The following is a 20,233-nucleotide window of genomic DNA, read 5'->3' on the forward strand; positions in this document are numbered from 1 at the left end:
CGGACGCATGGCTCCGACGCGCGAAAGGTAATTCCTATGGGCAACGAGAATATGGATTTCACGCCGGACGTGGGCCTCGACGAAGTACAGGCCGGACCCAGCTGGCAGCGTAGCAACTGGCCCCGCGTCGGCGCCGAGTTCGAGGACGACTGGACCCAGGGCCTCGATCCCACCGCGCTCAAGACGGAAATCGCCAAGGCAGCCGCGAAGGGCGGCGGCAAAGTCGATCAGTCCCGCATCGACGAAGCGGCCGCCGATGCCATCCGCGCGATGATGCTGATCCGCACCTACCGTGTGCGCGGTCACCTCGCTGCCGATCTCGACCCGCTCGGCCTTTCGCAGCGCAAGCTTCCCGCCGACCTCACGCCCGAATACCACGGCTTTACCGGTGCCGCGCAGGACCGCCCCGTCTATGTCGGCGGTAACCTCGGCCTCGAATGGACGACCGTGCGCGAGCTGGTGCAGATCCTGCACGCGAACTACTGCGGCAAGGTCGGCCTCGAGTACATGCATCTCGCCGATGTCGAGGAGCGCCGCTTCCTGCAGGATCGCATGGAAGGCGCCGACAAGGAGATCGAGTTCACCCCCGAAGGCAAGAAGGCGATCCTTCAGGCCGTCGTGCGCGGCGAACAGTACGAGAAGTTCCTCGGCAAGAAGTACGTCGGCACCAAGCGTTTCGGCCTTGATGGCGGGGAATCGATGATCCCCGCACTCGAAGCCGTGATCAAGTACGGCGGCCAGCTCGGCGTGCGCGAGATCGTTTACGGCATGGCCCACCGCGGCCGCCTCAACGTGCTCGCCAACGTGATGGGCAAGCCCTACAAGGTGATCTTCCACGAGTTCTCGGGCGGCACCGCCAACCCCGAGGACGTGGGCGGTTCGGGCGACGTGAAGTACCACCTCGGCACCTCCACCGACCGCGAGTTCAACGGCATCAAGGTTCACATGAGCCTGATGCCCAACCCCAGCCACCTCGAAACCGTGAACCCGGTGGTGCTCGGCAAGGTCCGCGCCTACCAGACGATCCACGACGATATCGGCGACGACATCGGCCCCGGCGCCAAGCACAAGCAGGTGCTGCCGGTGCTGATCCACGGTGACGCCGCTTTCGCCGGACAGGGCGTGGTCTGGGAGTGCTTCGGCCTTTCGGGCGTGGCCGGGTACAATACCGGCGGCTGCCTGCACTTCGTCATCAACAACCAGATCGGCTTCACCACCTCGCCGGCCTTCGCGCGCAACTCGCCCTATCCGACCGACGTTGCCAAGGGCGTTCAGGCGCCGATCCTGCATATCAACGGCGACGACCCGGCAGCCGTGACTTTCGCCTGCAAGCTGGCGATCGACTATCGCCAGACCTTCGGCCGCGACATCGTCATCGACATGTGGTGCTATCGCCGCTTCGGCCACAACGAAGGCGACGAACCCAGCTTCACGCAGCCGCTGATGTACGCGCAGATCAAGAAGCATCCGCCGGTCAGCAAGATCTACGCCGAACGCCTCAAGGCCGAAGGCGTGATCGACGACACGTTCCTGCCGGAGACGGAAAAGGCCTTCAACGACTACCTCGAAATGGAATTCGAGGCTGCGAAGACCTACAAGTCCAACCATGCCGACTGGTTCGGCGGGCAGTGGAGCGGCTTCAACAAGCCGGCCGATCCCGAGAGCGCGCGCCGCAACGTGCACACCGGCATCGAGGCCAAGCTGTTCGACAGCCTCGGCCGCACGCTGACCACGGTCCCCGACGACCTGACCGTCCACAAGACGCTCAGCCGCGTGCTCGATGCCAAGCGCGAGATGTTCTCGTCGGGCGAAGGCTTCGACTGGGCGACCGCCGAAGCGCTCGCCTTCGGCAGCCTCGTTTCCGAGGGCTACGGCGTGCGCCTGTCCGGCCAGGACTGCGAACGCGGTACTTTCTCGCAGCGGCACGCCGTCTGGGTCGACCAAAAGGACGAGCGCAAGTACACGCCGATCGATACCCTGCCCCACGGCACTTTCGAAGTCCTGAACTCGACGCTGTCCGAATACGGCGTGCTCGGCTTCGAATACGGCTACGCCAGTGCCGATCCTAAGACGCTGGTTCTGTGGGAAGCGCAATTCGGCGACTTCGCCAACGGCGCGCAGATCATCATCGATCAGTACATCGCCGCGTCCGAAGCCAAGTGGCTGCGCGCCAACGGCCTCGTGCTGCTGCTGCCGCACGGCTACGAAGGACAGGGCCCCGAGCACTCCTCGGCCCGTCTGGAGCGGTTCCTGCAGCTCTGCGCGCAGGACAACATCCAGGTCTGCAACATCACCACGCCGTCGAACTACTTCCACGTGCTTCGCCGGCAGATGCACCGCCCGTTCCGCAAGCCGCTCGTCATCATGACGCCGAAGTCGCTGCTGCGCCATCCGATGGCGAAGTCCAAGACCGACGACTTCGTGGGCGAAGGCCACTTCTTCCGCATTCTCTCGGACCCCAAGGCGCCGGAGGACAAGGATACCAAGAAGGTCATCCTGTGCTCGGGCAAGGTCGCCTACGACCTGTTCGAGGCGCGCGACCAGAACGAGATCGACGATACCCAGATCATCCGCCTCGAGCAGCTCTACCCGTTCCCGGGCGAACCGCTGGCCCTGCGCCTTTCGCGCATGAAGAACCTCGAGGAAATCGTCTGGTGCCAGGAAGAGCCGCGCAACAACGGTGCCTGGTTCTTCGTCGAATCGCAGATCGAGGAAGCCGCCAAGGAAGCCGGAGTGAAAGCCCCGCGTCCGCGCTATGCCGGCCGTCAGGGCTCGGCATCGCCGGCTACCGGCCTCGCCAAGCGGCACGTTTCCGAACAGGCCGCGCTCGTGGCCGACGCGCTGCACCTTTCCGTTCGTTCCGAACTCCGTCGCAAGCAGAAGGCTTGAGATAAATCATGTCCACCGAAGTCAAGGTCCCCACGCTCGGCGAATCCGTCTCCGAGGCCACCATCGGCCAGTGGCTCAAGCAGCCCGGCGAAGCCGTCGCTGCCGACGAACCCATCGCCAGCCTCGAGACCGACAAGGTCGCCATCGACGTCATGGCCCCCCATGACGGCGTGATGGGCGAGCAGATCGCCGCCGAAGGCGACACCGTCACCGTCGGCGCGCTGATCGCCACGATCGAGGAAGGTTCGGGCTCCGCCCCGGCGCCCAAGAAGGAAGCCGCGGCGAAGTCCGATGCTCCGGCTCCGGCTCCGGCCCCCGCGCCTGCCCCGGCCGCGAGCAGCGACGATGCGCCCGGTGGCGCCGCCGTTCTCTCGCCCGCGGTGCGCCGCGCCGTGCTCGAATACGGAATCGATCCCTCGACCATCAAGGGCACCGGCAAGGATGGTCGCATCACCAAGGACGACGTGATCGCGGCGGCCAAGAACAAGTCGGCCTCGCCGGCTCCGGCAGCAAGCGCCGTAGCTGCCGCCCCGGCGGCGGGCCGCAACGAGGAACGCGTCAAGATGACGCGCCTGCGCCAGACGATCGCCAAGCGCCTCAAGTCCGCGCAGGACAACGCCGCGCTGCTCACCACCTTCAACGACGTCGACATGTCCGCCGTCATCGAAGCGCGTGAGAAGTACAAGGATGTCTTCGCCAAGAAGCACGGCATCAAGCTCGGCTTCATGTCCTTCTTCGCCAAGGCCTCGGTGCTGGCGCTCAAGGACATCCCGGCGGTCAACGCGCAGATCGACGGCGAGGAAATCGTCTATCACGACTACATCGACATCTCGATCGCGGTTTCGGCCCCTAACGGCCTCGTCGTTCCCGTCGTGCGCGACTGCGACAAGCTGGGCTTCGCCGGCATCGAGAAGGCCATTGCCGACTTCGGCAAGAAGGCCAAGGAAGGCACACTGACCATGGAAGACATGAAGGGCGGCACCTTCACGATTTCCAACGGCGGCGTCTTCGGCGGCCTGATGTCGACCCCGATCATCAACCCGCCGCAGAGCGCCGTGCTCGGCCTGCACCGCATCGAGGACCGCCCGGTCGTGCGCAACGGCGAGATCGTGATCAAGCCGATGATGTACATCGCGCTCAGCTACGACCACCGCCTGATCGACGGCCGCGAAGCCGTGACCGCGCTCAAGACCATCAAGGAAGCGATCGAGGATCCCACGCGCCTGCTGATCGACCTTTGATTTACGTTCCGCTCTGCCCACCCTTCGACAAGCTCAGGGTGAGCGGGGTGGGATTTGTTGCTTGAATACCCAAATCCGCTCGTGCTGAGCTTGTCGAAGCACGTTGGAACGGAGGCCTAGAATGGCTGATTACGATTACGACGTCCTTGTCATCGGTGCCGGCCCCGGCGGCTATGTCGCGGCGATCCGCGCCGCGCAGCTTGGTCTCAAGACCGCCTGCGCCGAAGGGCGCGCGACGCTCGGCGGCACCTGCCTCAACGTGGGCTGCATCCCCTCGAAGGCGCTGCTCCACGCTTCGGAGTACTTCGACGCGGCCGCCAATGGCGCGATGGCGAGCATGGGCATCAAGGTGAAGCCCGAGCTCGACCTCGACACCATGCAGGGCCAGCGCAAGGACGCGGTGAAGGGCCTGACCGGCGGCATCGAGTTCCTGTTCAAGAAGAACAAGGTCGACTGGCTCAAGGGCTATGCCCAGTTCCAGGATGCCCATACCGTCGAGGTCGACGGCAAGACTTACTCGGCCAAGAACATCGTGATCGCCACCGGCTCCTCGGTCACCCCCCTGCCCGGCGTAGAGATCGACAATGCCAAGGGCGTGGTGGTGGATTCCACCGGCGCGCTGGAGCTGTCCTCGGTTCCCAAGAAGATGGTCGTCATCGGCGGCGGCGTGATCGGTCTGGAACTCGGCTCGGTCTGGCGCCGTCTGGGTGCTGAAGTCACCGTCGTCGAATTCCTTGACCAGCTCCTGCCCGGCATGGACATGGATGTGCGCAAGGAAGCGGCCAAGATCTTCAAGAAGCAGGGCATGACGCTCAAGCTCGGCACCAAGGTCACCGGCGTCGAGGTCAAGGGCAAGAAGGCCAAGGTCTCGGTCGAGCCTGCCAAGGGCGGCGACGCGGAAACCATCGATGCCGATGTCGTACTCGTCGCGATCGGCCGCCGTCCCGATGTCGATGGTCTCGGCCTCGACAAGATCGGGCTTGAGCTGAACCAGCGCGGGCAGATCGAAACCGACCACGATTTCGCCACCAAGGTGGACGGCGTCTGGGCCATCGGCGACGTCATCCCCGGCCCGATGCTCGCGCACAAGGCCGAGGACGAAGGCCTCGCCGTCGCCGAGAACATCGCCGGCATGACCGGCATCGTGAACCACGACGTGATCCCGGGCGTGGTCTATACCCAGCCCGAGTTCGCCGGCGTGGGCCTCACCGAGGAAGCCGCCAAGGAACGCGGCGCGGTGAAAGTCGGCAAGTTCCCGATGCTCGCCAACTCGCGCGCCAAGACCAACCACGAGCCCGACGGCTTCGTGAAGGTGATCGCCGATGCCGAAACCGACCGCGTGCTCGGCGTATGGTGCATCGCCTCGGTCGCCGGCACGATGATCGCCCAGGCAGCCCAGGCCATGGAATTCGGCGCCACCAGCGAAGACATCGCCTACACCTGCCACGCCCACCCGACGCACTCCGAGGCGATCAAGGAAGCGGCGATGGCGGTAACGGGCAAGCCGATCCACATCTGAGGCTCCTGATGCTTCGACAAGCTCAGCATGAGCGGGGTTTGGGGATGAGCGGGCGGTCCTGTGCAAACACGACCTCCGCTCATCCTGAGCCTGCCGAAGCATGACCCTGCGCCCCTTCCACCTCGCCTTCCCGGTCCATGATCTGGACGCCGCGCGCGCGTTCTGGGGCGGGCTGATGGGGTGCGCGGAAGGGCGCAGCAGCGCGCAGTGGGTCGACTTCGACTTCTACGGCCACCAGATCGTCGCGCATCTGGTGCCGGGAATGAGTGGCGCCGATGCGGCGGTCAATCCGGTCGACGGCCACGGCGTTCCCGTGCCGCATTTCGGGATCGTGCTGGACATGGCCGACTGGCAAGCGCTGGCGGAACGGCTCAAGGCCGCGGGCGTAGCCTTCGGGATAGCACCCTATATCCGCTTCAAGGGACAGCCGGGCGAACAGGCAACGATGTTCTTCCGCGATCCTTCGGGCAACGCCATCGAGATGAAGGCCTTTGCGGACCTTGGTCAGCTGTTCGCGCAGGATTAACGAGGCGGCGGCCCAAAAGCCTCCGCTCGTCCTGAGCCTGTCGAAGGACGCTGGCGCAGCGCTGGAACCTACCCTTCGACAAGCTCAGGGTGAGCGGAGTTTGATACCGGCCTGCACTTGCTTGCGGCAGCCTTACCCGCTCACTTCACCACGTCGGCCTCGTGCCAGACGACGGCCTGCGCCGCCTTCATGCAGTTGTTCTCGACATCCCAGCTGATGGTGGGCGAGCCATAGAGCCGCCAGCCCTGCTCCAGCGCCTCGGACACACGATCGCAGAAGGCGCGGTCGTCCTTGCCGGTCAACAGGCGGTAGATGGGGCGGTCTTCGGGGGTCTGGTACATGGCGAAGTCTTATACCCATTGTTTCATCATTGCGAGACGCAGGCAAAGCATTCCAAAAAAGGGGGCGTATACCGCTGCTGGGTGCCACGCGACTTTGGTCGCTCGCAATAACGAACAGGGTGACGAAGATTTAACCTCCTTCGTCATTGCGAGAAGCGCAGCGACGAAGCAATCCAGAGCGATGCGGCGCGACTTTCAACCGGCTGTCTACATTATGGCGAGTGCAAGAAACGGGACGTTGTATGTCGGCGTCACGTCTTGGTTGCCCGAGCGGGCATGGGAGCATCGCGAAGGCGTGGTGGCCGGGTTCACCAAGCGCTACGAGTGCAAACGACTGGTATGGTTCGAACTGCACGCGACGATGGAACATGCCATTACGCGCGAGAAGCAGATCAAGGGCGGATCCCGCAAGAAGAAGCTTGCGTTGATCGAGACCGCCAACCCGCAATGGCACGATCTGTTCGAGGAATTGTGCCAGCCGTAGTGCCCACTTTCGCTATTATGAAAGGTACGCGAACGCCCCAAAGGTGGTTTGCGCCCACTCTGGATTGCTTCGTCGTCTTTGCCTCCTCGCAATGACGAACAGTGGCAGTGTCACGCTTTTTCGCTCTGCAACCGCTTCAGCACACCGAGCGCCCGGTCCGCATCGCCCTGCGGCACGAAGACATGATCGTGGTGATAGGCCGCGACCATGTTGCACGCGATGCCTGCCCGGTCGAGCGCCCTTGATACTGCAGCGGTAAGGCCGGCGCCCTCGAGCGCCGAGTGGACTTCGAGCACGATGCGCGACATCGGCAACGACACGTCGTACCCCGCCTCGTGCGCGGCATCGAAGGGCAGGATCTGGCTGAGCCCCTCGTCCTCGCGAAAGCTGGCCAGCGCCTCGGCATGGGGCGTACCGCCGGTACAGAAGACGTAGGGCTGCAGATCGAGCCGGGGATTCATCCCCGCGATCATCGCCGCACCGTCTCTGACCGGCTCGCCCATGCTAGAGGATGTACTTTGACAGGTCGGCGTTGCTGGCCAGGCCTTCCAGCTTGTCGCGCACATAGGCCTCGTCCACGGTGACGGTTTCGCCGACGCGGTCCTCGGCCTCGAAGCTCAATTCCTCGAGCAGCTTTTCCATCACCGTCTGCAGGCGGCGGGCGCCGATGTTCTCTACGCTGTCGTTCACCTGTGCGGCGATCCTGGCCACTTCGGCGATGGCGTCGGGCGTCACCTCAACGGTCACCTTTTCGGTGCCGAGCAGCGCCTTGTACTGCGACACGAGGTTGGCGCGCGTCTCGGAGAGGATGCGCACGAAGTCTTCCTCGGTCAGCGCGGTCAGTTCGACGCGGATCGGCAGGCGGCCCTGCAGTTCGGGCAACATGTCGGAAGGCTTGGACACATGGAAAGCGCCGCTGGCGATGAAGAGCACGTGATCGGTCTTCATCGGGCCGTACTTCGTGGCCACCGTCGTTCCCTCGATCAGCGGCAGCAGGTCACGCTGCACGCCCTCGCGCGAAACCGAGCCGCCGCGCACATCGGAGACGGCAATCTTGTCGATCTCGTCGAGGAAGACGATGCCGTTGGTCTCGGCCTGCTGCAGGGCGACGCGGGCGACATCGTCCTGATCGAGGCGCTTTTCCGATTCCTCGTCGACCAGTTTGTCCCAGGCATCGGGGACCTTCATCTTGCGGCGGCCCATTTTCTGGCCGCCGAAGGCCTTGCCCATGATGTCGGACAGGTTGATCATGCCGACCGAGCCGCCCATGCCGGGGATCTCCATCGGAGCGGAGGGACTGTCCTCCACCTCGATCTCGACCTCGGTATCGTTCATCGCGTTCTCGACGATGCGCTGCTGGAAAGCGGCCCGGGTCGCCTCGGAGGCGCCCTCCCCGACAAGCGCGTTGAGCAGCCGTTCCATCGCCGCCTTCGAGGCCGCTTCGCGCACGCTTTCGCGGCGGCGGTCCTTCTCCAGCCGGATCGCTTCCTCGACGAGATCGCGGGCGATCTGTTCGACGTCGCGGCCGACATAGCCGACTTCGGTGAACTTGGTGGCTTCCACCTTCACGAAGGGCGCATCGGCGAGCCTGGCGAGGCGGCGGCTGATCTCGGTCTTGCCGCAGCCCGTGGGGCCGATCATCAGGATGTTCTTGGGCGTCACCTCGTCACGCAGGTCGTCGGGCAGGCGCTGACGGCGCCAGCGGTTGCGCAGCGCGACGGCTACCGCCTTCTTTGCCTCCGACTGGCCGACGATGTGCTCGTCGAGCGCGCGGACAATGGCTTTGGGGGTCAGGTTGTCGATCATTTCAATTCCAAACATCCGTTCGTGTCGAACGGCCTCATTCCTGGGCTCAAACCGTTTCCACGGTCACGCGGTCGTTGGTGAAGACGCAGATATCGGCTGCGACCTGCATGGCCTTGCGCGCCATGTTCTCGGCATCGGCTTCGTAGGCGTCGAGAGCGCGGGCGGCGGCCAGCGCGTAGTTCCCGCCCGATCCGATCGCGGCGATACCGCCCTCGGGCTCCAGCACGTCGCCGTTGCCGGTGAGCACCAGCAGCGTTTCGGCATCGGCCACGATCATCAGTGCTTCCAGATTGCGCAGGTATTTATCGGTGCGCCAGTCCTTGGCGAGTTCCACCGCCGCGCGCATGAGCTGGCCGCGATACTGCTCCAGCTTGCGTTCCAGCCGCTCGAAAAGGGTGAAAGCGTCGGCGGTGGCGCCAGCAAAACCGGCGATAACCTTTTCGCCTTCGCCGATGCGGCGCACCTTGCGCGCATTGGGCTTCATCACCGTATTGCCCATGGAGACCTGGCCGTCACCGGCGATGACGGTCTTGCCGCCCTTCCTCACGCCGATAATGGTCGTTCCGTGCCACTCGATCAGGCCGTGGCTCGCCCCGCTATTTGTCATACCGGGGCATATATGCCGCCCCCGCCGAGGTTCAAGCGACGGGCGCTTCGCACGGGCGGATCGTCAGCTTCCGTTCGGCCCCGGACCGCTGGGGGCTGCCGTGCCGCCCATGCCGCCAGCACCGACCGCGCCGATGTTGCCGAACAGGTCTTCCAGCAGCGAACGGTGGCGACCCAGCGTATCGGTCTTGTCGCCTTCGGGGCTGATCCGCGCGACCTGCTCCATCCCGCGCTTGTCGACCGCGACGACGTTGCCCGCGGGATCGAAACGCACGCGCAGGATCGTTTCCTCAGACGTGCGCGGACGGCCGAACGGCGGCGTCTTCACGATCTGCGAAACGTAGTAGTAGTCCTCATTACCGAACTGGCTGACGAAAGTGGGACGGCCAAGGCTCCTCTCCACAGACAGGCGATTATCGACGCCCGGCTGAATCGAATCGAGCAGGGTCTGGTCGACGAGATAGCCGCGGTGATCGCGGATCGACGCACAGCCTCCCACCAGCGCAACCAGCGCCAGCGCCATGCCTGCCGTCCTGATCTTGGGACCAACCTCACGCATTTTCATACTCCAAACCCGGCAGATACCGTTGCTGTGCCCATCACAGGCATTGCCAGCAGCCATCCGCCCCATATATCGCCTCTGGCCTTAAGGCCCCGAAAGCGCCCGCGCAATGGGCGTCGGCTTGGGGACGCTTGAATTGCCACGATTGAATTGCCGCTGAACGAAAGGCCGAACGCCCGTGTCCCTGATCTCCCGCATCCTCGGCAAGCGCGCCGACTCCCGCGAAATGGTTCGCCCGCTCTGGCACCGCGTGGTCGAGATCGCGCGCGAGAAACAGTGGTATGCGCAATATGGCGTGGCCGACTCCGTGCCCGGCCGATTCGATGCCGTGACCATGGTGCTGGCGCTGGTGATGCTGCGCATGGAGCGCGACAAGGAAACCGACGATACACTGATCGGCCCGTCGGTGCGGCTGACCGAGCTGTTCGTGGACGACATGGACGGGCAACTGCGCCAGTCGGGCGTGGGCGACCTCGTCGTCGGCAAGCGCATGGGCAAGCTGATGAGCGTGCTGGGTGGCCGCATCGGCGCCTTTCGCGACGCGCTGGGCAAGGACGACGCGGTTCTGGTCGAAACGCTGGAGCGAAACGTCACGCTGAACGAGGGCGCCGACAAGCAACGCCTCGCCAGCGAGGTGCGCGCGCTCCACGCCCAGATCGACGCGCTTTCGAAGGAAGAGCTTCTCGCGGCGAGGATCGAGCGGTGAACACGCCTGAAAATACCGCCCCCGAAAACAGGGAAAGCGAGTTCTCCCGCCCCTTCGACGTGCGGCAGGTGGAAGGCAAGGCGCCGCATCTGGAAGCGACCGAGGCCGAGCGCGAAGCGCTTAGCCGGCGGTTCGATCTCGTGCGCATAGACAGCCTTTCCGCCGAACTGGAACTCCACCGCGAGGACCGCATAGTGGAGGCCCGCGGCCGGCTCAGGGCCGAAATCGTCCAGTCATGCGCCGTCTCGGCGGAGGACCTGCCCGTCTCCGTGGATGAAGAGCTGTTCTTCCGCTTCGTCCCCCAGCGCACCGATCTCGTGCCCGACGAGGAACTGGAGATCGACGCCGACGACTGCGACGAGATCGAATATACCGGCACGCACGTCGATCTGGGCGAAGCCGTGGCGCAGAGCCTTGCCCTCGCCATCGACCCGTTCCTCACCGGCCCCGAAGCCGAAGCGGCGCGCAGGGCCGCCGGTATCGGCAGCCCCGAGGATCAGGGCCCGTTCGCCGCGCTCAAGGGACTGAACCTCGGCAAGGCGTAGCAGGCATGGGAAGAAGCCTGACAGGCGCGACCTGCCTGATGGCCGCCATCGCAGGCTGTTCGCCGCAAGTCACCCTGCCGTCCTAACCGCAGCCACTGCCCTATATCGCCATCCTGCAACCGCCTCCGCCGGGGCAGAAGCAGATCCTGCTGCTGGCACGAATCGAAGGCCGGTTTGCCATTGATGACGACTGCGTGCGCATCAGGGCCGGGAAGGCGCTGATGACACCTGTCTTCTACGATGAACGATCATGGACCGAGATGCCGATGGGGTCTTCGTAGAAGACGCCGAGACCGGCATGCACTTTCACAATGGCGACCATTTCGTGGGCGGAGGCGGTGAATTGCCTTCTCACCACATTAAGACAATGAGTCTCGCCGCCGGCTCGATCCCTCAAGCCTGCCAGGGCGAACTGCGAACGCTCAATCCGGGCCTGAAACGCCGCTGAGCCGCCGGAACCGGGCAAGCGACCTGCCAGGCAAGGACTGGCCGGAACTGGCCCCGGGAGACAATACGCCCGCCATTGTCGAACAGGCGGAAGCCGAGGGCCAGGCTGGCCCCAACCGCGAGACCGCCGTTCGATCAGAACGGGATATCGTCGTCCAGATCATCGCCGAAGCTGCCGCCGCTGCTGCCGCCCGATGAACCACCGGTGCGTCCCCAGTCGCTGCCGCCCGACGAACCGCCGCCGCTGCCCCAGTCGCTGCCGCCCCCCGTACGGCCACCACCGCTCATGCCGCCGCCCGAGGCTCCGCCCTCGTTCCAGCCGCCACCACCGCCGCCGCCGCCACGCTGGCCGCCACCGGCACTGTCGAGCATGGTGAGCACGCCGCCCATGCCGCCGACGGAGATCTCGGTGGTGTAGCGGTCGTTACCGTTCTGGTCCTGCCATTTACGCGTGCGCAGCTGGCCTTCGATGTAGACCTTCGAGCCCTTGCGCAGGAAGCGCTCGGCGACGCCGACCAGACCATCCGACTGGAGCACGACGCTGTGCCACTCGGTGCGCTCCTTGCGTTCGCCGGTCTGGCGGTCCTTCCACGTTTCCGACGTGGCGATGCGCAGGTTGCAGATGCGCCCGCCGTTCTGGAACGACTTGACCTCGGGATCGGCCCCCAGGTTGCCGACGAGAATGACCTTGTTGACGCTGCCTGCCATGATGGAATCGCTTTCCTTTGAATTTCGAAGGACGGGGTAGCGAATGGGACCAGCCGGCGCGAGTCCGCCGGAGGCCGTTTTTCACAATGCTAATGGGTTCACGCGGAAGCGCGGAGGCGCGAAACGATTCTCCGCGTCTTCGCGGCTCCGCGTGAACCGCTACAGACCCGCCGCGGTCGCCACCCAGAACGTCGCACCCGCTGCGAGGTAGGCGAGGGTGAACAGGTACGTCAGCATGAACACCGGCCACTTCCAGCCGTTGGTCTCGCGGCGGGTCACGGCGATGGTCGACATGCACTGCGGCGCGAAGACGAACCACGCGAGGAACGCCAGCGCCATCGGCAGGGTCCACGAATTCTTCAGCCGATTGCCGAGATCCACGGCCTGCCGCTCTTCGTCTTCCTCATCGACGGCATAAGTCGTGGCGAGCGAACTCACCGCCACTTCGCGCGCGGCCATCGCCGGGATCAGCGAGAGCGCCATGTCGCGATTGAAGCCGATGGGCTCCACCACCACGGCAAGACCATTGGCAAGATGGCCTGCGATGGATGCATCGACCTGGCTTTCGCCCGGCGCGGCCTTGGGGAAATTGAGCATGACCCACAGCACCACCGTCACCGTGAAGATGATCGTGCCGGCGCGGCGCAGGAAGATCCAGCCGCGCTGCCACAGGCCGATGGCCATGTCCTTGAGACGGGGCAGCTGGTATTTCGGCAGCTCCATGATGAAGCCAGAGGCCTCACCCTGCGTGATCGAGCGGCGCAGCACCAGCGCGACGAGGAACGCGCCGATGATGCCGGAGATGTAGAGCGCGAAGAGCACTAGGCCCTGCAGGCCGATGCCCCAGCCCACCGTGCGTTCGGGAATGAAGGCGCCGATGATGACGGCATAGACCGGCAGGCGCGCCGAGCAGGTCATCAGCGGGGCGATCAGGATCGTCGTCAGCCGGTCCTTGGGATCGGAAATCGAGCGGGTCGCCATGATGCCGGGAATGGCGCAGGCGAAGCTGGAAAGCAGCGGAATGAAGCTGCGCCCGGACAGGCCGACATAGGACATCAGCCGGTCCATGAGGAACGCCGCGCGGGCCATGTAGCCCGAGGCTTCCATCGCGAGGATGAAGGCGAAGAGGATCACGATCTGCGGCAGGAAGACCAGTACCGAGCCCACGCCGGCAATGATGCCGTCGGTCAGCAGGTCGCGCAGCAGCCCGGCGGGGAGGACCGACGTTACATAGTCGGACAGCGCCGACATCGCGCCTTCCAGCCCGTCGATCAGCGGATTGGCCCAGGCAAAAACGGCCTGAAACACCACAAACAGCAGCGCCAGCAGGATCACGGGGCCGATCCAGGGATTGAGCAGCAGACGGTCGAGCCGGGCATGCAGCCGGTGCCGCTTCGATTCGGAGAGGATCGCCGCTTCGGCCATGGCGTGCGCGGCAACGCGGCGCTCGGTCGGGCCGAGATCGGTGAGCCCTGGCCCCGCATGACGGCTTTCGGCGGCGGCGATGGCCTCACCCAAGTCGGCAAGACCTCGGCGGCGAACGGCGACGGTCGGGATGACAGGCACGCCGAGTTCCTGCTGGAGCACCAGCGGATCGAGTACCAGCCCGTCGCGCTCGGCCAGATCGACCATGTTGAGCGCGATCACCGTCGGCTTGCCGAGGCTCAGCAACTCCTGCGCGAAAACGAGGTGCTGTTCGAGGTTCGAGGCATCGAGGACGATGACGAGCACATCCGGCTCGGCCTCGCCCGGAAACTGGCCGCGCACGACCTTGGAGGTCACTTCCTCGTCCGGGCTGGTCGGATCGAGGCCGTAGGCGCCGGGAAGGTCGGTCATTTCCACCGGCTCGCCGGTGGGCAGCACGAATCGGCCGAACTTGCGTTCCACCGTCACGCCCGGATAGTTCGCGATCTTCTGGCGCGCGCCGGTCAGCGCATTGAACAGCGCGCTCTTGCCTGCGTTGGGATTGCCGACGAGTGCGATCTTGCGGGATCGGCTCACGCGCTCACCTCTGACAGCAGCTCGACCGACATCGCCGCGGCATGCGCGCGGCGCAGCGCCACGATCATGCGGCCCACGGCAATCGCCAGCGGATCCTTGCCGCCGAACACGCCGCGATGCGCGAGCGAGACTTTCGCGCCTTCCTCCAGCCCCAGCGCGCGAAGACGGCGTGCCTCTTCGGGAACGAGAACCGACCAGTCGACCGCAACGATGCGTGCGGTCTTGCCGAGAGGAAGCAGATCGAGAGTCATGCGGGTTGCGCTGCCAGATAACGAAATCAATTGCAACTGGTTCGCAATAACTTCGTGATGCTGTCTTTGTTTCGGATCAAATCCGAGCGCATTCGCCGAAAATTTTTCGGCAGTGCGATACCTCTACCTACCGCGCCGGATAGCGAATCCGCCCGAGCAGGCGCGTCATGCTGAAACGCTCCTCCGGCTTGCGGATGAACTGCGCCTTGGTCTTTTCGAAGCGGATGATCCCCTCGATACGGCGGTCGAGGAAAGCGCGGGTCTCGGCCTTGTTCTCGCTCTTATCGCGAGCGAAGACATTGAGCGTGGCGGCATAGATGCCGGCCAGGATCGCGCGCTTGGTATAGTGGTTGTAGTCGGTCGCGGTGTCTCCCGCGAGCCGCCACATGGCATCGGCACTGCGCCAGCCCAGCTTTGCCGAAGCGGCAAGGTTCTGCGGCAAAGCCATGATCGCCAGCGCCCGCGACAGCGCTTCCTCGCGGCCGGCGACGGCATCGAGCCGCGCCATGACCAGCCGGCGAATGCGCTCGCGGATCGACAGCGTCTTGAGGGTTTCGGCAGGCTCTGCCTGCGCCATCTGGGCATCGTCATGGTGAACCCAGGCGGTGATCATCGCCATCGGCCCGTCACGGAACGCGAAGGCGGCGAGTTCACGATCGACACCAGTCATGTCGGCGGCCTGAAGGACGGCTTCCTTGCTCCAGCCGTCGAACACGGCGGCATCGGCAATGGCCGGGGCGAGTTGCAGGCGCAGGGCCTCAAGCGTTGCGGGATCTTCCATCGTCTGCCTCAGAATACGGGGCCATAGACCGGCTTGGCGCCTTTCGAGGCGTCCGGCTTGGCGTATTTCTCGATCGTCGAGAGCAGGTTCTTGCTTTCCGCCCCTTCGAGCTTGGCATAGTCGCGCGCGCTGCGGCCGGAATTGTCCGCGCGGTCGGGATTGGCACCGGCTTCCAGCAGGTACTTCATCATCTGCGTATCGTGCCGGTGCACCGCCGAGATCAGCGGCGTCTCGCCGGCATCGTTCGAAACGTCGGTATGCGCGCCATGCTCGACGAGGAATTCCACGCCTTCGCGCCAGCCGAGGCCGACCGCGAGCTGCAGCGGGGTGACACCATGATCGTCAGCCTGGTTCGGATTGGCCCCCTTGCCGATGAGATAGCTCAGCCAGGTGGGATCGCGGCGCTTGGTCACGATGTGCAGCGCGGTTTCACCGCTGGTGATATCGCGCGCGTTGACGATCGAGGGCGAATCCATCACCGCCTGCTCGACCTTGGCGCCTTCCTTCTTCTTCACCGCCTCGAGGAACTTGTAGCCGTCCGAGAAATCGGCGAGTGCGGGCGTCGAAACCAGAACACTTGCGGCAAGGGCAGGAACCGCGGCTTTCAGGACTGCCCGCGACAGAGCCATCCCGTATCCGATCTTGAACTTCGACACTTTGAAATTCCTCCGAACTTGTCTTCGTTTGCCGGGCGCTCCCGCCTTCTGCGCCTTGCATGGAAGCGTTTAGCAGAGCATGAACCGCCACGCCATGACATACCTGAATGATCGGATCGCATCGCGCAGTCGCAGCCTCCTGCGCTGGATCGCGCCTCTCGCCCTGGGCCTCTCGCTCGCGGCCTGCCAGCAGCAGGGAGCGGCCACCGAGGAACCGCCGCTGGCCGGCGCTGCGATCGGCGGGGCGTTCACGCTGGTGAACAAGGACGGCAAGAAAGTTACCTGGGCGCAGTTCAAGGGTCAGTGGCGCATCGTCTATTTCGGTTATACCTTCTGCCCCGATGCCTGCCCGCTCGATGTGCAGGCGATGATGCGCGGCTTCAACCAGTTCTCCGAAGCCCATCCGGAACTGGCCAGGAAAGTGCAGCCGATCTTCATTTCCATCGACCCGGCGCGTGACACGCCCGAGGTTGTCGGCCAGTGGACCGCCGCCTTCGGCCCCCGCCTGATCGGCCTGACCGGGACGCCCGAACAGGTGAAGAAGGCCGCCGATGCCTTCGCCGTCTATTACAAGCGCGGCGATGACACGGCAGGCGGCTACCTGATGGACCACAGCCGCATCTCCTACCTCATGGATCCCGACGGCAAGCCGATCGCCATGCTCCCGACCGACAAGGGCCCCGACGCCGTCGCGGCCGAAATCGCAAAATGGGTGAAGTGAGCGGCGACAAGCCCTTCTGGGAACGCTCGCTGGCCTCGCTCACCCGCGAGGAATGGGAAGCGCTGTGCGACGGCTGCGGGCAGTGTTGCCTGCACAAGGTCGAGGATGCCGATACCGGCGAGATCTACCACACCAACGTCGCCTGCAAGCTGCTCGACCTCAAGACCGCGCGCTGCTCGGACTATCCGGGCCGGCGCAAGTTCGTGCCCGACTGCCTGCAGCTGACACCGGACAAGGCCGGCTCGCTGGACTGGCTGCCGCCAAGCTGCGCCTACCGCCTGCGTGCCGATGGCGATCCGCTGCCCGAATGGCACTACCTCGTATGCGGAGACCGCGAGGCGGTACACCGGGCTGGCATGTCGGTGGCGGGCAAGGTCATCAGCGAAACCATGGCCGGGCCGCTCGAGCATCACATCGTCTGGCCCTATGGCGACGAAGAAGACGAAGAGGATGACGACGGCTCCAATCCGTGGGATATTCTCGAGGATCCCGAGGAGGACTGACTCGCGTGCTCGATTGGTTGCGGCGCGATCCGCGTGAGGAACCGGCAATAGACGTGGCCGGGCGCACGCTGCCGGTGGTGATCCGGCGGCTCGAACGGGCGCGCCGGCTGACCATGCGCCTCGCGCCCGACGGCAGCGAAGTGCGCATCTCGATCCCGCGCTGGACCCGCACCGCCGAGGCGCTGGCTTTCGCGCAGTCGCGCCGCGAATGGCTGGCCAGACAGATTGCCGCCCTGCCCGTCACCGCGCCGCTGGCCCATGGCGCCACGCTGTCCTTTCGCGGCGAGAGCCTCATCCTGCACCATGCGCCCGACGCGCCGCGCCGTCCGGTTGTTGCGGACGGGCTCCTCCGCGTCGGCGGCCCCGAGACTTCGCTCACGCCGCGCCTCATGCGCTGGCTGCGCGCCGAAGCGACCGAAGCAATGGCTGCGGACCTGAACGAGTATTGCGCCCGCGCCGGCCAGACCACACCGCGCCTGGCCCTTTCCAATGCGCAGCGCCGCTGGGGTTCCTGTGCCCCCGACGGCGCGATCCGCATCAACTGGCGCCTGATCATGGCGCCCGACATGGTCCGCCGCTCGGTGGTGGCGCATGAAGTGGCGCATCTGGTGCATTTCGACCATTCGCCCGCCTTCCACCACTGCCTGAAGGAGCTGTTCGAAGGCTCGATCCACGAGGCAAACCGCTGGCTCAAGGGTCATGGCCGGTCACTCTACGTTCCCTTCGGCTAGGTTCCGGACTGCCACTGGCGCTGCGCGAAGATAGCGCCTACATAGCGGCCATGGCTCTCCTGAAGCGCTCCGGATACTGGCAAGACGTAAACCCCACGGGCATGATCGCCGACTTCCGCCTCGTGTGGAAGCAGGCGGGGAGTAACCGCTGGCGCATTGCCGCGCTGTCTGGCGCGTGCACTTTTGCGGTGTTCTACCTGATGTCGACCCAGCACGGCGAAGCGCCGCATCCGCCGCCCAAGGTGACCTACATCTCCACCCTGCCCGCGCACCGCACCGACGAGCAGATCATGGCCGAGAACCTTGCCAACCAGAAGCGCAAGGAAGTCTGGGAAGCCGAGCAGGCCAAGCGCGACGCGGAAGCGCGCGACATCTATCGGACCATCGGACGGGCATCGGGAATGGACGTGGACAAGATCGAACGCGAAGCGGCAGCCGAACGCGCTGCCGAGGAAAAGGCCGCCGACGAACGCGCCCGCAAGCTGATCGAAGAAGGCCGTGAAGCGGCTGCGCGCCAGAAAGCCGAACAGCAGCAAAGCCAGCAGCAGCAGTGACCGACGATGCGCGCTGGCTAGCGGCGACCGCCGCGCTCGCCGCGCGTGCCCGGCCGCTGAGTCGCCCCAACCCCGCCGTCGGCGCCATTCTGGTCAAGGAAGGCCGCGTGATCGCGCGCGGGTGGACCCAGCCCGGCGGACGCCCGCACGCCGAGGCCGTGGCACTGGAAGCAGCGGGTGATGCCGCGCACGGCGCTACGCTCTACGTCACGCTGGAACCCTGCGCCCATCGCTCCGGGCGCGGCCCCGCCTGCGCCGACCTCGTCGGCGCCTCGGGCGTGGCACGGGTCGTCATCGGCTGCATGGACCCCGATCCGCGCACGGCCGGTGCGGGACTGGCCCGCATCCGCGATGCCGGAATAGCCGCCGAACATCTGCCCTCCCCGGCCTGCGAAGCGAGCCTGTCGGGCTATCTCATGGTCCGGCGCCATGCCCACCCCGAAGTCACGCTCAAGCTGGCGCTGTCGCTCGATGGCTGCATTGCGCTCACCAATGGCGAGAGCCAGTGGATCACCGGCCCCGAAGCCCGCGCGCATACCCATGCGATGCGCGCGAAAGCCGATGCGATCCTCGTCGGCGGCGGCACGCTGCGGGCCGACAATCCCCGCCTCGACGTGCGCCTGCCCGGCCTTGCCGAGCGTAGCCCGCAGCGCTGGGTCCTCACGCATGGCAAGGCCCCGGAAGGCTGGAGCGCCCTGCCCTCGCCCGACGCGATCACCGGCATGGACGGCGTGCAGTACCTCTTCGTCGAAGGCGGCGCGCAGGCGGCCACGGCCTTTCTCGCTGCGGGTCTCGTCGATCGCCTGCTGATCTATCGCGCGCCGATCCTCGTCGGTGGCCGCCCTGCGCTGGGGGACTTCGGCCTTGCGGCGCTTGCCGGTGCGCATGGAAAATGGCGCATGAGCGAACGGCGGCAGCTTGGCAGCGACACGCTTGAAGTCTACGAGGCCTCTCCATGTTCACCGGAATAGTCACCGCCGTCGGCACCATCCGCGAAACCCGCAAGGGCGGGGACCTGCGCCTCGTGGTTGCCTGCCCCTTCGACCCCGCCGGCATCGCCATGGGCGCCTCGATCGCCTGCTCGGGCGTCTGCCTCACCGTCGTCGACAGGGGCGGCGAAGCGGGCAACGCGTGGTTCGCCGTCGATCTCTCGGGAGAATCGGTGGCCCGCACTGTCGCGGGACGCTGGGAAGTAGGCAATCGGCTCAACCTCGAACCCGCGCTCAAGCTGGGTGACGAACTGGGCGGCCACATCGTCACCGGCCACGTCGACGGTGTCGGCAAGGTCGTGAGCGTGACCCCCGACGGCGATTCCAAACGCTTCGTGATCGCCGCGCCCAAGGACCTGGCGCCCTACCTCGCCCCCAAGGGATCGATCACCGTCGATGGCGTATCGCTGACCGTGAACGAGGTTGCCGACCAGCCGGACGGCACCTGCCACTTCACGCTCAACATCATCCCGCACACCGCCGAGGTCACCACTATCGGCGCCCTGCAGGCCGGTGACGGCGTGAATCTGGAGATCGACGTGCTGGCGCGGTATCTGCAGCGGATGCAATCGCTGCGGGGATAAGGCCTGCGCCCTTCGACAAGCTCAGGACGAGCGGGGTCGGATCAAAACTCGGTAAGAAGAAGCGCTGTCATGGCCAACAACA

24 protein-coding genes are annotated in these 20,233 nt (G+C 65.4%); 14 read left to right on the forward strand and 10 right to left on the reverse strand.

Annotation, left to right across the window (positions count from 1 at the left end; all coding sequences use genetic code 11):
* Nucleotides 1-36: 36 nt before the first annotated feature.
* From IEX64_RS13410 to IEX64_RS13425, 4 genes are all read left to right on the forward strand, one after another.
* Nucleotides 37-2,889, forward strand: coding sequence for a 2-oxoglutarate dehydrogenase E1 component (locus IEX64_RS13410; protein ID WP_188820179.1), 2,853 nt, complete (start codon nt 37-39; stop codon nt 2,887-2,889).
* 8 nt (nt 2,890-2,897) lie between these two features.
* Nucleotides 2,898-4,130, forward strand: a complete 1,233-nt coding sequence (gene odhB / locus IEX64_RS13415; protein WP_188820180.1) for a 2-oxoglutarate dehydrogenase complex dihydrolipoyllysine-residue succinyltransferase — start codon at nt 2,898-2,900, stop codon at nt 4,128-4,130.
* Nucleotides 4,131-4,251: 121 nt separating this feature from the next.
* Nucleotides 4,252-5,649 (forward strand): dihydrolipoyl dehydrogenase, encoded by a 1,398-nt coding sequence (lpdA, locus tag IEX64_RS13420; protein WP_188820181.1) that lies wholly within the window; start codon nt 4,252-4,254, stop codon nt 5,647-5,649.
* 100 nt (nt 5,650-5,749) lie between these two features.
* Nucleotides 5,750-6,175 carry a VOC family protein gene (locus IEX64_RS13425; RefSeq protein WP_188820182.1) on the forward strand — a complete coding sequence of 142 codons (426 nt, stop codon included), beginning with the start codon at nt 5,750-5,752 and terminating at the stop codon, nt 6,173-6,175.
* 140 nt (nt 6,176-6,315) lie between these two features.
* On the opposite strand, the gene IEX64_RS13430 is transcribed toward IEX64_RS13425, so the two are convergent.
* Complete coding sequence (locus IEX64_RS13430) at nt 6,316-6,516, reverse strand: DUF1737 domain-containing protein (RefSeq protein ID WP_188820183.1); 201 nt, start codon at nt 6,514-6,516, stop codon at nt 6,316-6,318.
* A gap of 181 nt (nt 6,517-6,697) precedes the next feature.
* On the opposite strand from IEX64_RS13430, the gene IEX64_RS13435 reads away from it, so the two are divergent.
* On the forward strand, nt 6,698-7,000 hold the full coding sequence (locus IEX64_RS13435) for a GIY-YIG nuclease family protein (protein WP_188820349.1): 303 nt from the start codon (nt 6,698-6,700) through the stop codon (nt 6,998-7,000).
* A gap of 110 nt (nt 7,001-7,110) precedes the next feature.
* Here IEX64_RS13435 and IEX64_RS13440 read toward each other — a convergent pair whose 3' ends face one another.
* The 4 genes from IEX64_RS13440 to IEX64_RS13455 all read right to left on the reverse strand — a co-directional run bounded on the left by IEX64_RS13440 (nt 7,111) and on the right by IEX64_RS13455 (nt 9,971).
* Nucleotides 7,111-7,473: an ACT domain-containing protein gene (locus IEX64_RS13440; RefSeq protein WP_229710312.1), complete on the reverse strand. Its 363-nt coding sequence runs from the start codon at nt 7,471-7,473 to the stop codon at nt 7,111-7,113.
* Between the two features lie 31 nt (nt 7,474-7,504).
* Nucleotides 7,505-8,806: an ATP-dependent protease ATPase subunit HslU gene (gene hslU / locus IEX64_RS13445; RefSeq protein WP_188820185.1), complete on the reverse strand. Its 1,302-nt coding sequence runs from the start codon at nt 8,804-8,806 to the stop codon at nt 7,505-7,507.
* Between the two features lie 46 nt (nt 8,807-8,852).
* Complete coding sequence (gene hslV / locus IEX64_RS13450; RefSeq protein WP_308422607.1) at nt 8,853-9,413, reverse strand: ATP-dependent protease subunit HslV; 561 nt, start codon at nt 9,411-9,413, stop codon at nt 8,853-8,855.
* A gap of 63 nt (nt 9,414-9,476) precedes the next feature.
* Nucleotides 9,477-9,971, reverse strand: coding sequence for an outer membrane protein assembly factor BamE (locus IEX64_RS13455; protein ID WP_188820186.1), 495 nt, complete (start codon nt 9,969-9,971; stop codon nt 9,477-9,479).
* A gap of 181 nt (nt 9,972-10,152) precedes the next feature.
* Here IEX64_RS13455 and IEX64_RS13460 point away from each other — a divergent pair, with 181 nt between their 5' ends.
* From IEX64_RS13460 to IEX64_RS13470, 3 genes are all read left to right on the forward strand, one after another.
* Complete coding sequence (locus IEX64_RS13460) at nt 10,153-10,680, forward strand: ubiquinol-cytochrome C chaperone family protein (protein WP_188820187.1); 528 nt, start codon at nt 10,153-10,155, stop codon at nt 10,678-10,680.
* Nucleotides 10,677-11,225, forward strand: coding sequence for a YceD family protein (locus tag IEX64_RS13465; RefSeq protein ID WP_188820188.1), 549 nt, complete (start codon nt 10,677-10,679; stop codon nt 11,223-11,225). Before IEX64_RS13460 ends, IEX64_RS13465 begins: the two co-directional genes overlap by 4 nt.
* Before the next feature lie 250 nt (nt 11,226-11,475).
* Nucleotides 11,476-11,673: a hypothetical protein gene (locus IEX64_RS13470; protein ID WP_188820189.1), complete on the forward strand. Its 198-nt coding sequence runs from the start codon at nt 11,476-11,478 to the stop codon at nt 11,671-11,673.
* Between the two features lie 134 nt (nt 11,674-11,807).
* Here IEX64_RS13470 and ssb read toward each other — a convergent pair whose 3' ends face one another.
* The 5 genes from ssb to IEX64_RS13495 form a co-directional block, all read right to left on the reverse strand.
* Nucleotides 11,808-12,380, reverse strand: a complete 573-nt coding sequence (ssb, locus tag IEX64_RS13475; RefSeq protein ID WP_308422608.1) for a single-stranded DNA-binding protein — start codon at nt 12,378-12,380, stop codon at nt 11,808-11,810.
* Nucleotides 12,381-12,539: 159 nt separating this feature from the next.
* Nucleotides 12,540-14,381: a ferrous iron transporter B gene (gene feoB / locus IEX64_RS13480; RefSeq protein ID WP_188820190.1), complete on the reverse strand. Its 1,842-nt coding sequence runs from the start codon at nt 14,379-14,381 to the stop codon at nt 12,540-12,542.
* Nucleotides 14,378-14,632 (reverse strand): FeoA family protein, encoded by a 255-nt coding sequence (locus tag IEX64_RS13485; RefSeq protein ID WP_188820191.1) that lies wholly within the window; start codon nt 14,630-14,632, stop codon nt 14,378-14,380. The genes feoB and IEX64_RS13485 overlap by 4 nt, the downstream gene beginning before the upstream one ends.
* A 127-nt stretch (nt 14,633-14,759) precedes the next feature.
* Nucleotides 14,760-15,413, reverse strand: coding sequence for a COQ9 family protein (locus tag IEX64_RS13490; RefSeq protein WP_188820192.1), 654 nt, complete (start codon nt 15,411-15,413; stop codon nt 14,760-14,762).
* A gap of 8 nt (nt 15,414-15,421) precedes the next feature.
* A complete protein-coding gene (locus IEX64_RS13495) occupies nt 15,422-16,042 on the reverse strand; it encodes an ankyrin repeat domain-containing protein (protein ID WP_188820355.1) in 621 nt (206 codons plus the stop codon).
* 121 nt (nt 16,043-16,163) lie between these two features.
* On the opposite strand from IEX64_RS13495, the gene IEX64_RS13500 reads away from it, so the two are divergent.
* Genes IEX64_RS13500 through IEX64_RS13525 form a run of 6 tightly spaced genes read left to right on the forward strand, consistent with a single transcriptional unit; the run spans nt 16,164 to nt 20,151 of the window.
* On the forward strand, nt 16,164-16,790 hold the full coding sequence (locus IEX64_RS13500) for an SCO family protein (RefSeq protein WP_229710313.1): 627 nt from the start codon (nt 16,164-16,166) through the stop codon (nt 16,788-16,790).
* Nucleotides 16,778-17,293 carry a YcgN family cysteine cluster protein gene (locus IEX64_RS13505; RefSeq protein WP_188820194.1) on the forward strand — a complete coding sequence of 172 codons (516 nt, stop codon included), beginning with the start codon at nt 16,778-16,780 and terminating at the stop codon, nt 17,291-17,293. Before IEX64_RS13500 ends, IEX64_RS13505 begins: the two co-directional genes overlap by 13 nt.
* A 5-nt stretch (nt 17,294-17,298) precedes the next feature.
* Nucleotides 17,299-18,024, forward strand: coding sequence for a M48 family metallopeptidase (locus tag IEX64_RS13510; RefSeq protein ID WP_188820195.1), 726 nt, complete (start codon nt 17,299-17,301; stop codon nt 18,022-18,024).
* Between the two features lie 50 nt (nt 18,025-18,074).
* Nucleotides 18,075-18,578 (forward strand): hypothetical protein, encoded by a 504-nt coding sequence (locus IEX64_RS13515; protein ID WP_188820196.1) that lies wholly within the window; start codon nt 18,075-18,077, stop codon nt 18,576-18,578.
* Entirely contained in the window at nt 18,575-19,549 is a 975-nt protein-coding gene (gene ribD, locus IEX64_RS13520; RefSeq protein ID WP_188820197.1) for a bifunctional diaminohydroxyphosphoribosylaminopyrimidine deaminase/5-amino-6-(5-phosphoribosylamino)uracil reductase RibD, read from the forward strand. The genes IEX64_RS13515 and ribD overlap by 4 nt, the downstream gene beginning before the upstream one ends.
* Nucleotides 19,534-20,151, forward strand: a complete 618-nt coding sequence (locus tag IEX64_RS13525; protein ID WP_188820198.1) for a riboflavin synthase — start codon at nt 19,534-19,536, stop codon at nt 20,149-20,151. The genes ribD and IEX64_RS13525 overlap by 16 nt, the downstream gene beginning before the upstream one ends.
* The last annotated feature ends 82 nt before the right edge of the window (nt 20,152-20,233 follow it).

Source organism: Novosphingobium indicum, assembly GCF_014645195.1.
Lineage (GTDB): Bacteria > Pseudomonadota > Alphaproteobacteria > Sphingomonadales > Sphingomonadaceae > Novosphingobium > Novosphingobium indicum.

Coding starts and splice junctions, on each gene's coding strand:
- IEX64_RS13410 (WP_188820179.1), top strand. CDS start 37: ATGGGCAACGAGAATATGGATTTCACGCCGGACGTGGGCCTCGACGAA.
- odhB (WP_188820180.1), top strand. CDS start 2,898: ATGTCCACCGAAGTCAAGGTCCCCACGCTCGGCGAATCCGTCTCCGAG.
- lpdA (WP_188820181.1), top strand. CDS start 4,252: ATGGCTGATTACGATTACGACGTCCTTGTCATCGGTGCCGGCCCCGGC.
- IEX64_RS13425 (WP_188820182.1), top strand. CDS start 5,750: ATGACCCTGCGCCCCTTCCACCTCGCCTTCCCGGTCCATGATCTGGAC.
- IEX64_RS13430 (WP_188820183.1), bottom strand. CDS start 6,516: ATGTACCAGACCCCCGAAGACCGCCCCATCTACCGCCTGTTGACCGGC.
- IEX64_RS13435 (WP_188820349.1), top strand. CDS start 6,698: ATGCGGCGCGACTTTCAACCGGCTGTCTACATTATGGCGAGTGCAAGA.
- IEX64_RS13440 (WP_229710312.1), bottom strand. CDS start 7,473: ATGATCGCGGGGATGAATCCCCGGCTCGATCTGCAGCCCTACGTCTTC.
- hslU (WP_188820185.1), bottom strand. CDS start 8,806: ATGATCGACAACCTGACCCCCAAAGCCATTGTCCGCGCGCTCGACGAG.
- hslV (WP_308422607.1), bottom strand. CDS start 9,413: ATGACAAATAGCGGGGCGAGCCACGGCCTGATCGAGTGGCACGGAACG.
- IEX64_RS13455 (WP_188820186.1), bottom strand. CDS start 9,971: ATGCGTGAGGTTGGTCCCAAGATCAGGACGGCAGGCATGGCGCTGGCG.
- IEX64_RS13470 (WP_188820189.1), top strand. CDS start 11,476: ATGGACCGAGATGCCGATGGGGTCTTCGTAGAAGACGCCGAGACCGGC.
- ssb (WP_308422608.1), bottom strand. CDS start 12,380: ATGGCAGGCAGCGTCAACAAGGTCATTCTCGTCGGCAACCTGGGGGCC.
- IEX64_RS13485 (WP_188820191.1), bottom strand. CDS start 14,632: ATGACTCTCGATCTGCTTCCTCTCGGCAAGACCGCACGCATCGTTGCG.
- IEX64_RS13490 (WP_188820192.1), bottom strand. CDS start 15,413: ATGGAAGATCCCGCAACGCTTGAGGCCCTGCGCCTGCAACTCGCCCCG.
- IEX64_RS13495 (WP_188820355.1), bottom strand. CDS start 16,042: ATGGCTCTGTCGCGGGCAGTCCTGAAAGCCGCGGTTCCTGCCCTTGCC.
- IEX64_RS13500 (WP_229710313.1), top strand. CDS start 16,164: ATGACATACCTGAATGATCGGATCGCATCGCGCAGTCGCAGCCTCCTG.
- IEX64_RS13505 (WP_188820194.1), top strand. CDS start 16,778: ATGGGTGAAGTGAGCGGCGACAAGCCCTTCTGGGAACGCTCGCTGGCC.
- IEX64_RS13515 (WP_188820196.1), top strand. CDS start 18,075: ATGGCTCTCCTGAAGCGCTCCGGATACTGGCAAGACGTAAACCCCACG.
- IEX64_RS13525 (WP_188820198.1), top strand. CDS start 19,534: ATGTTCACCGGAATAGTCACCGCCGTCGGCACCATCCGCGAAACCCGC.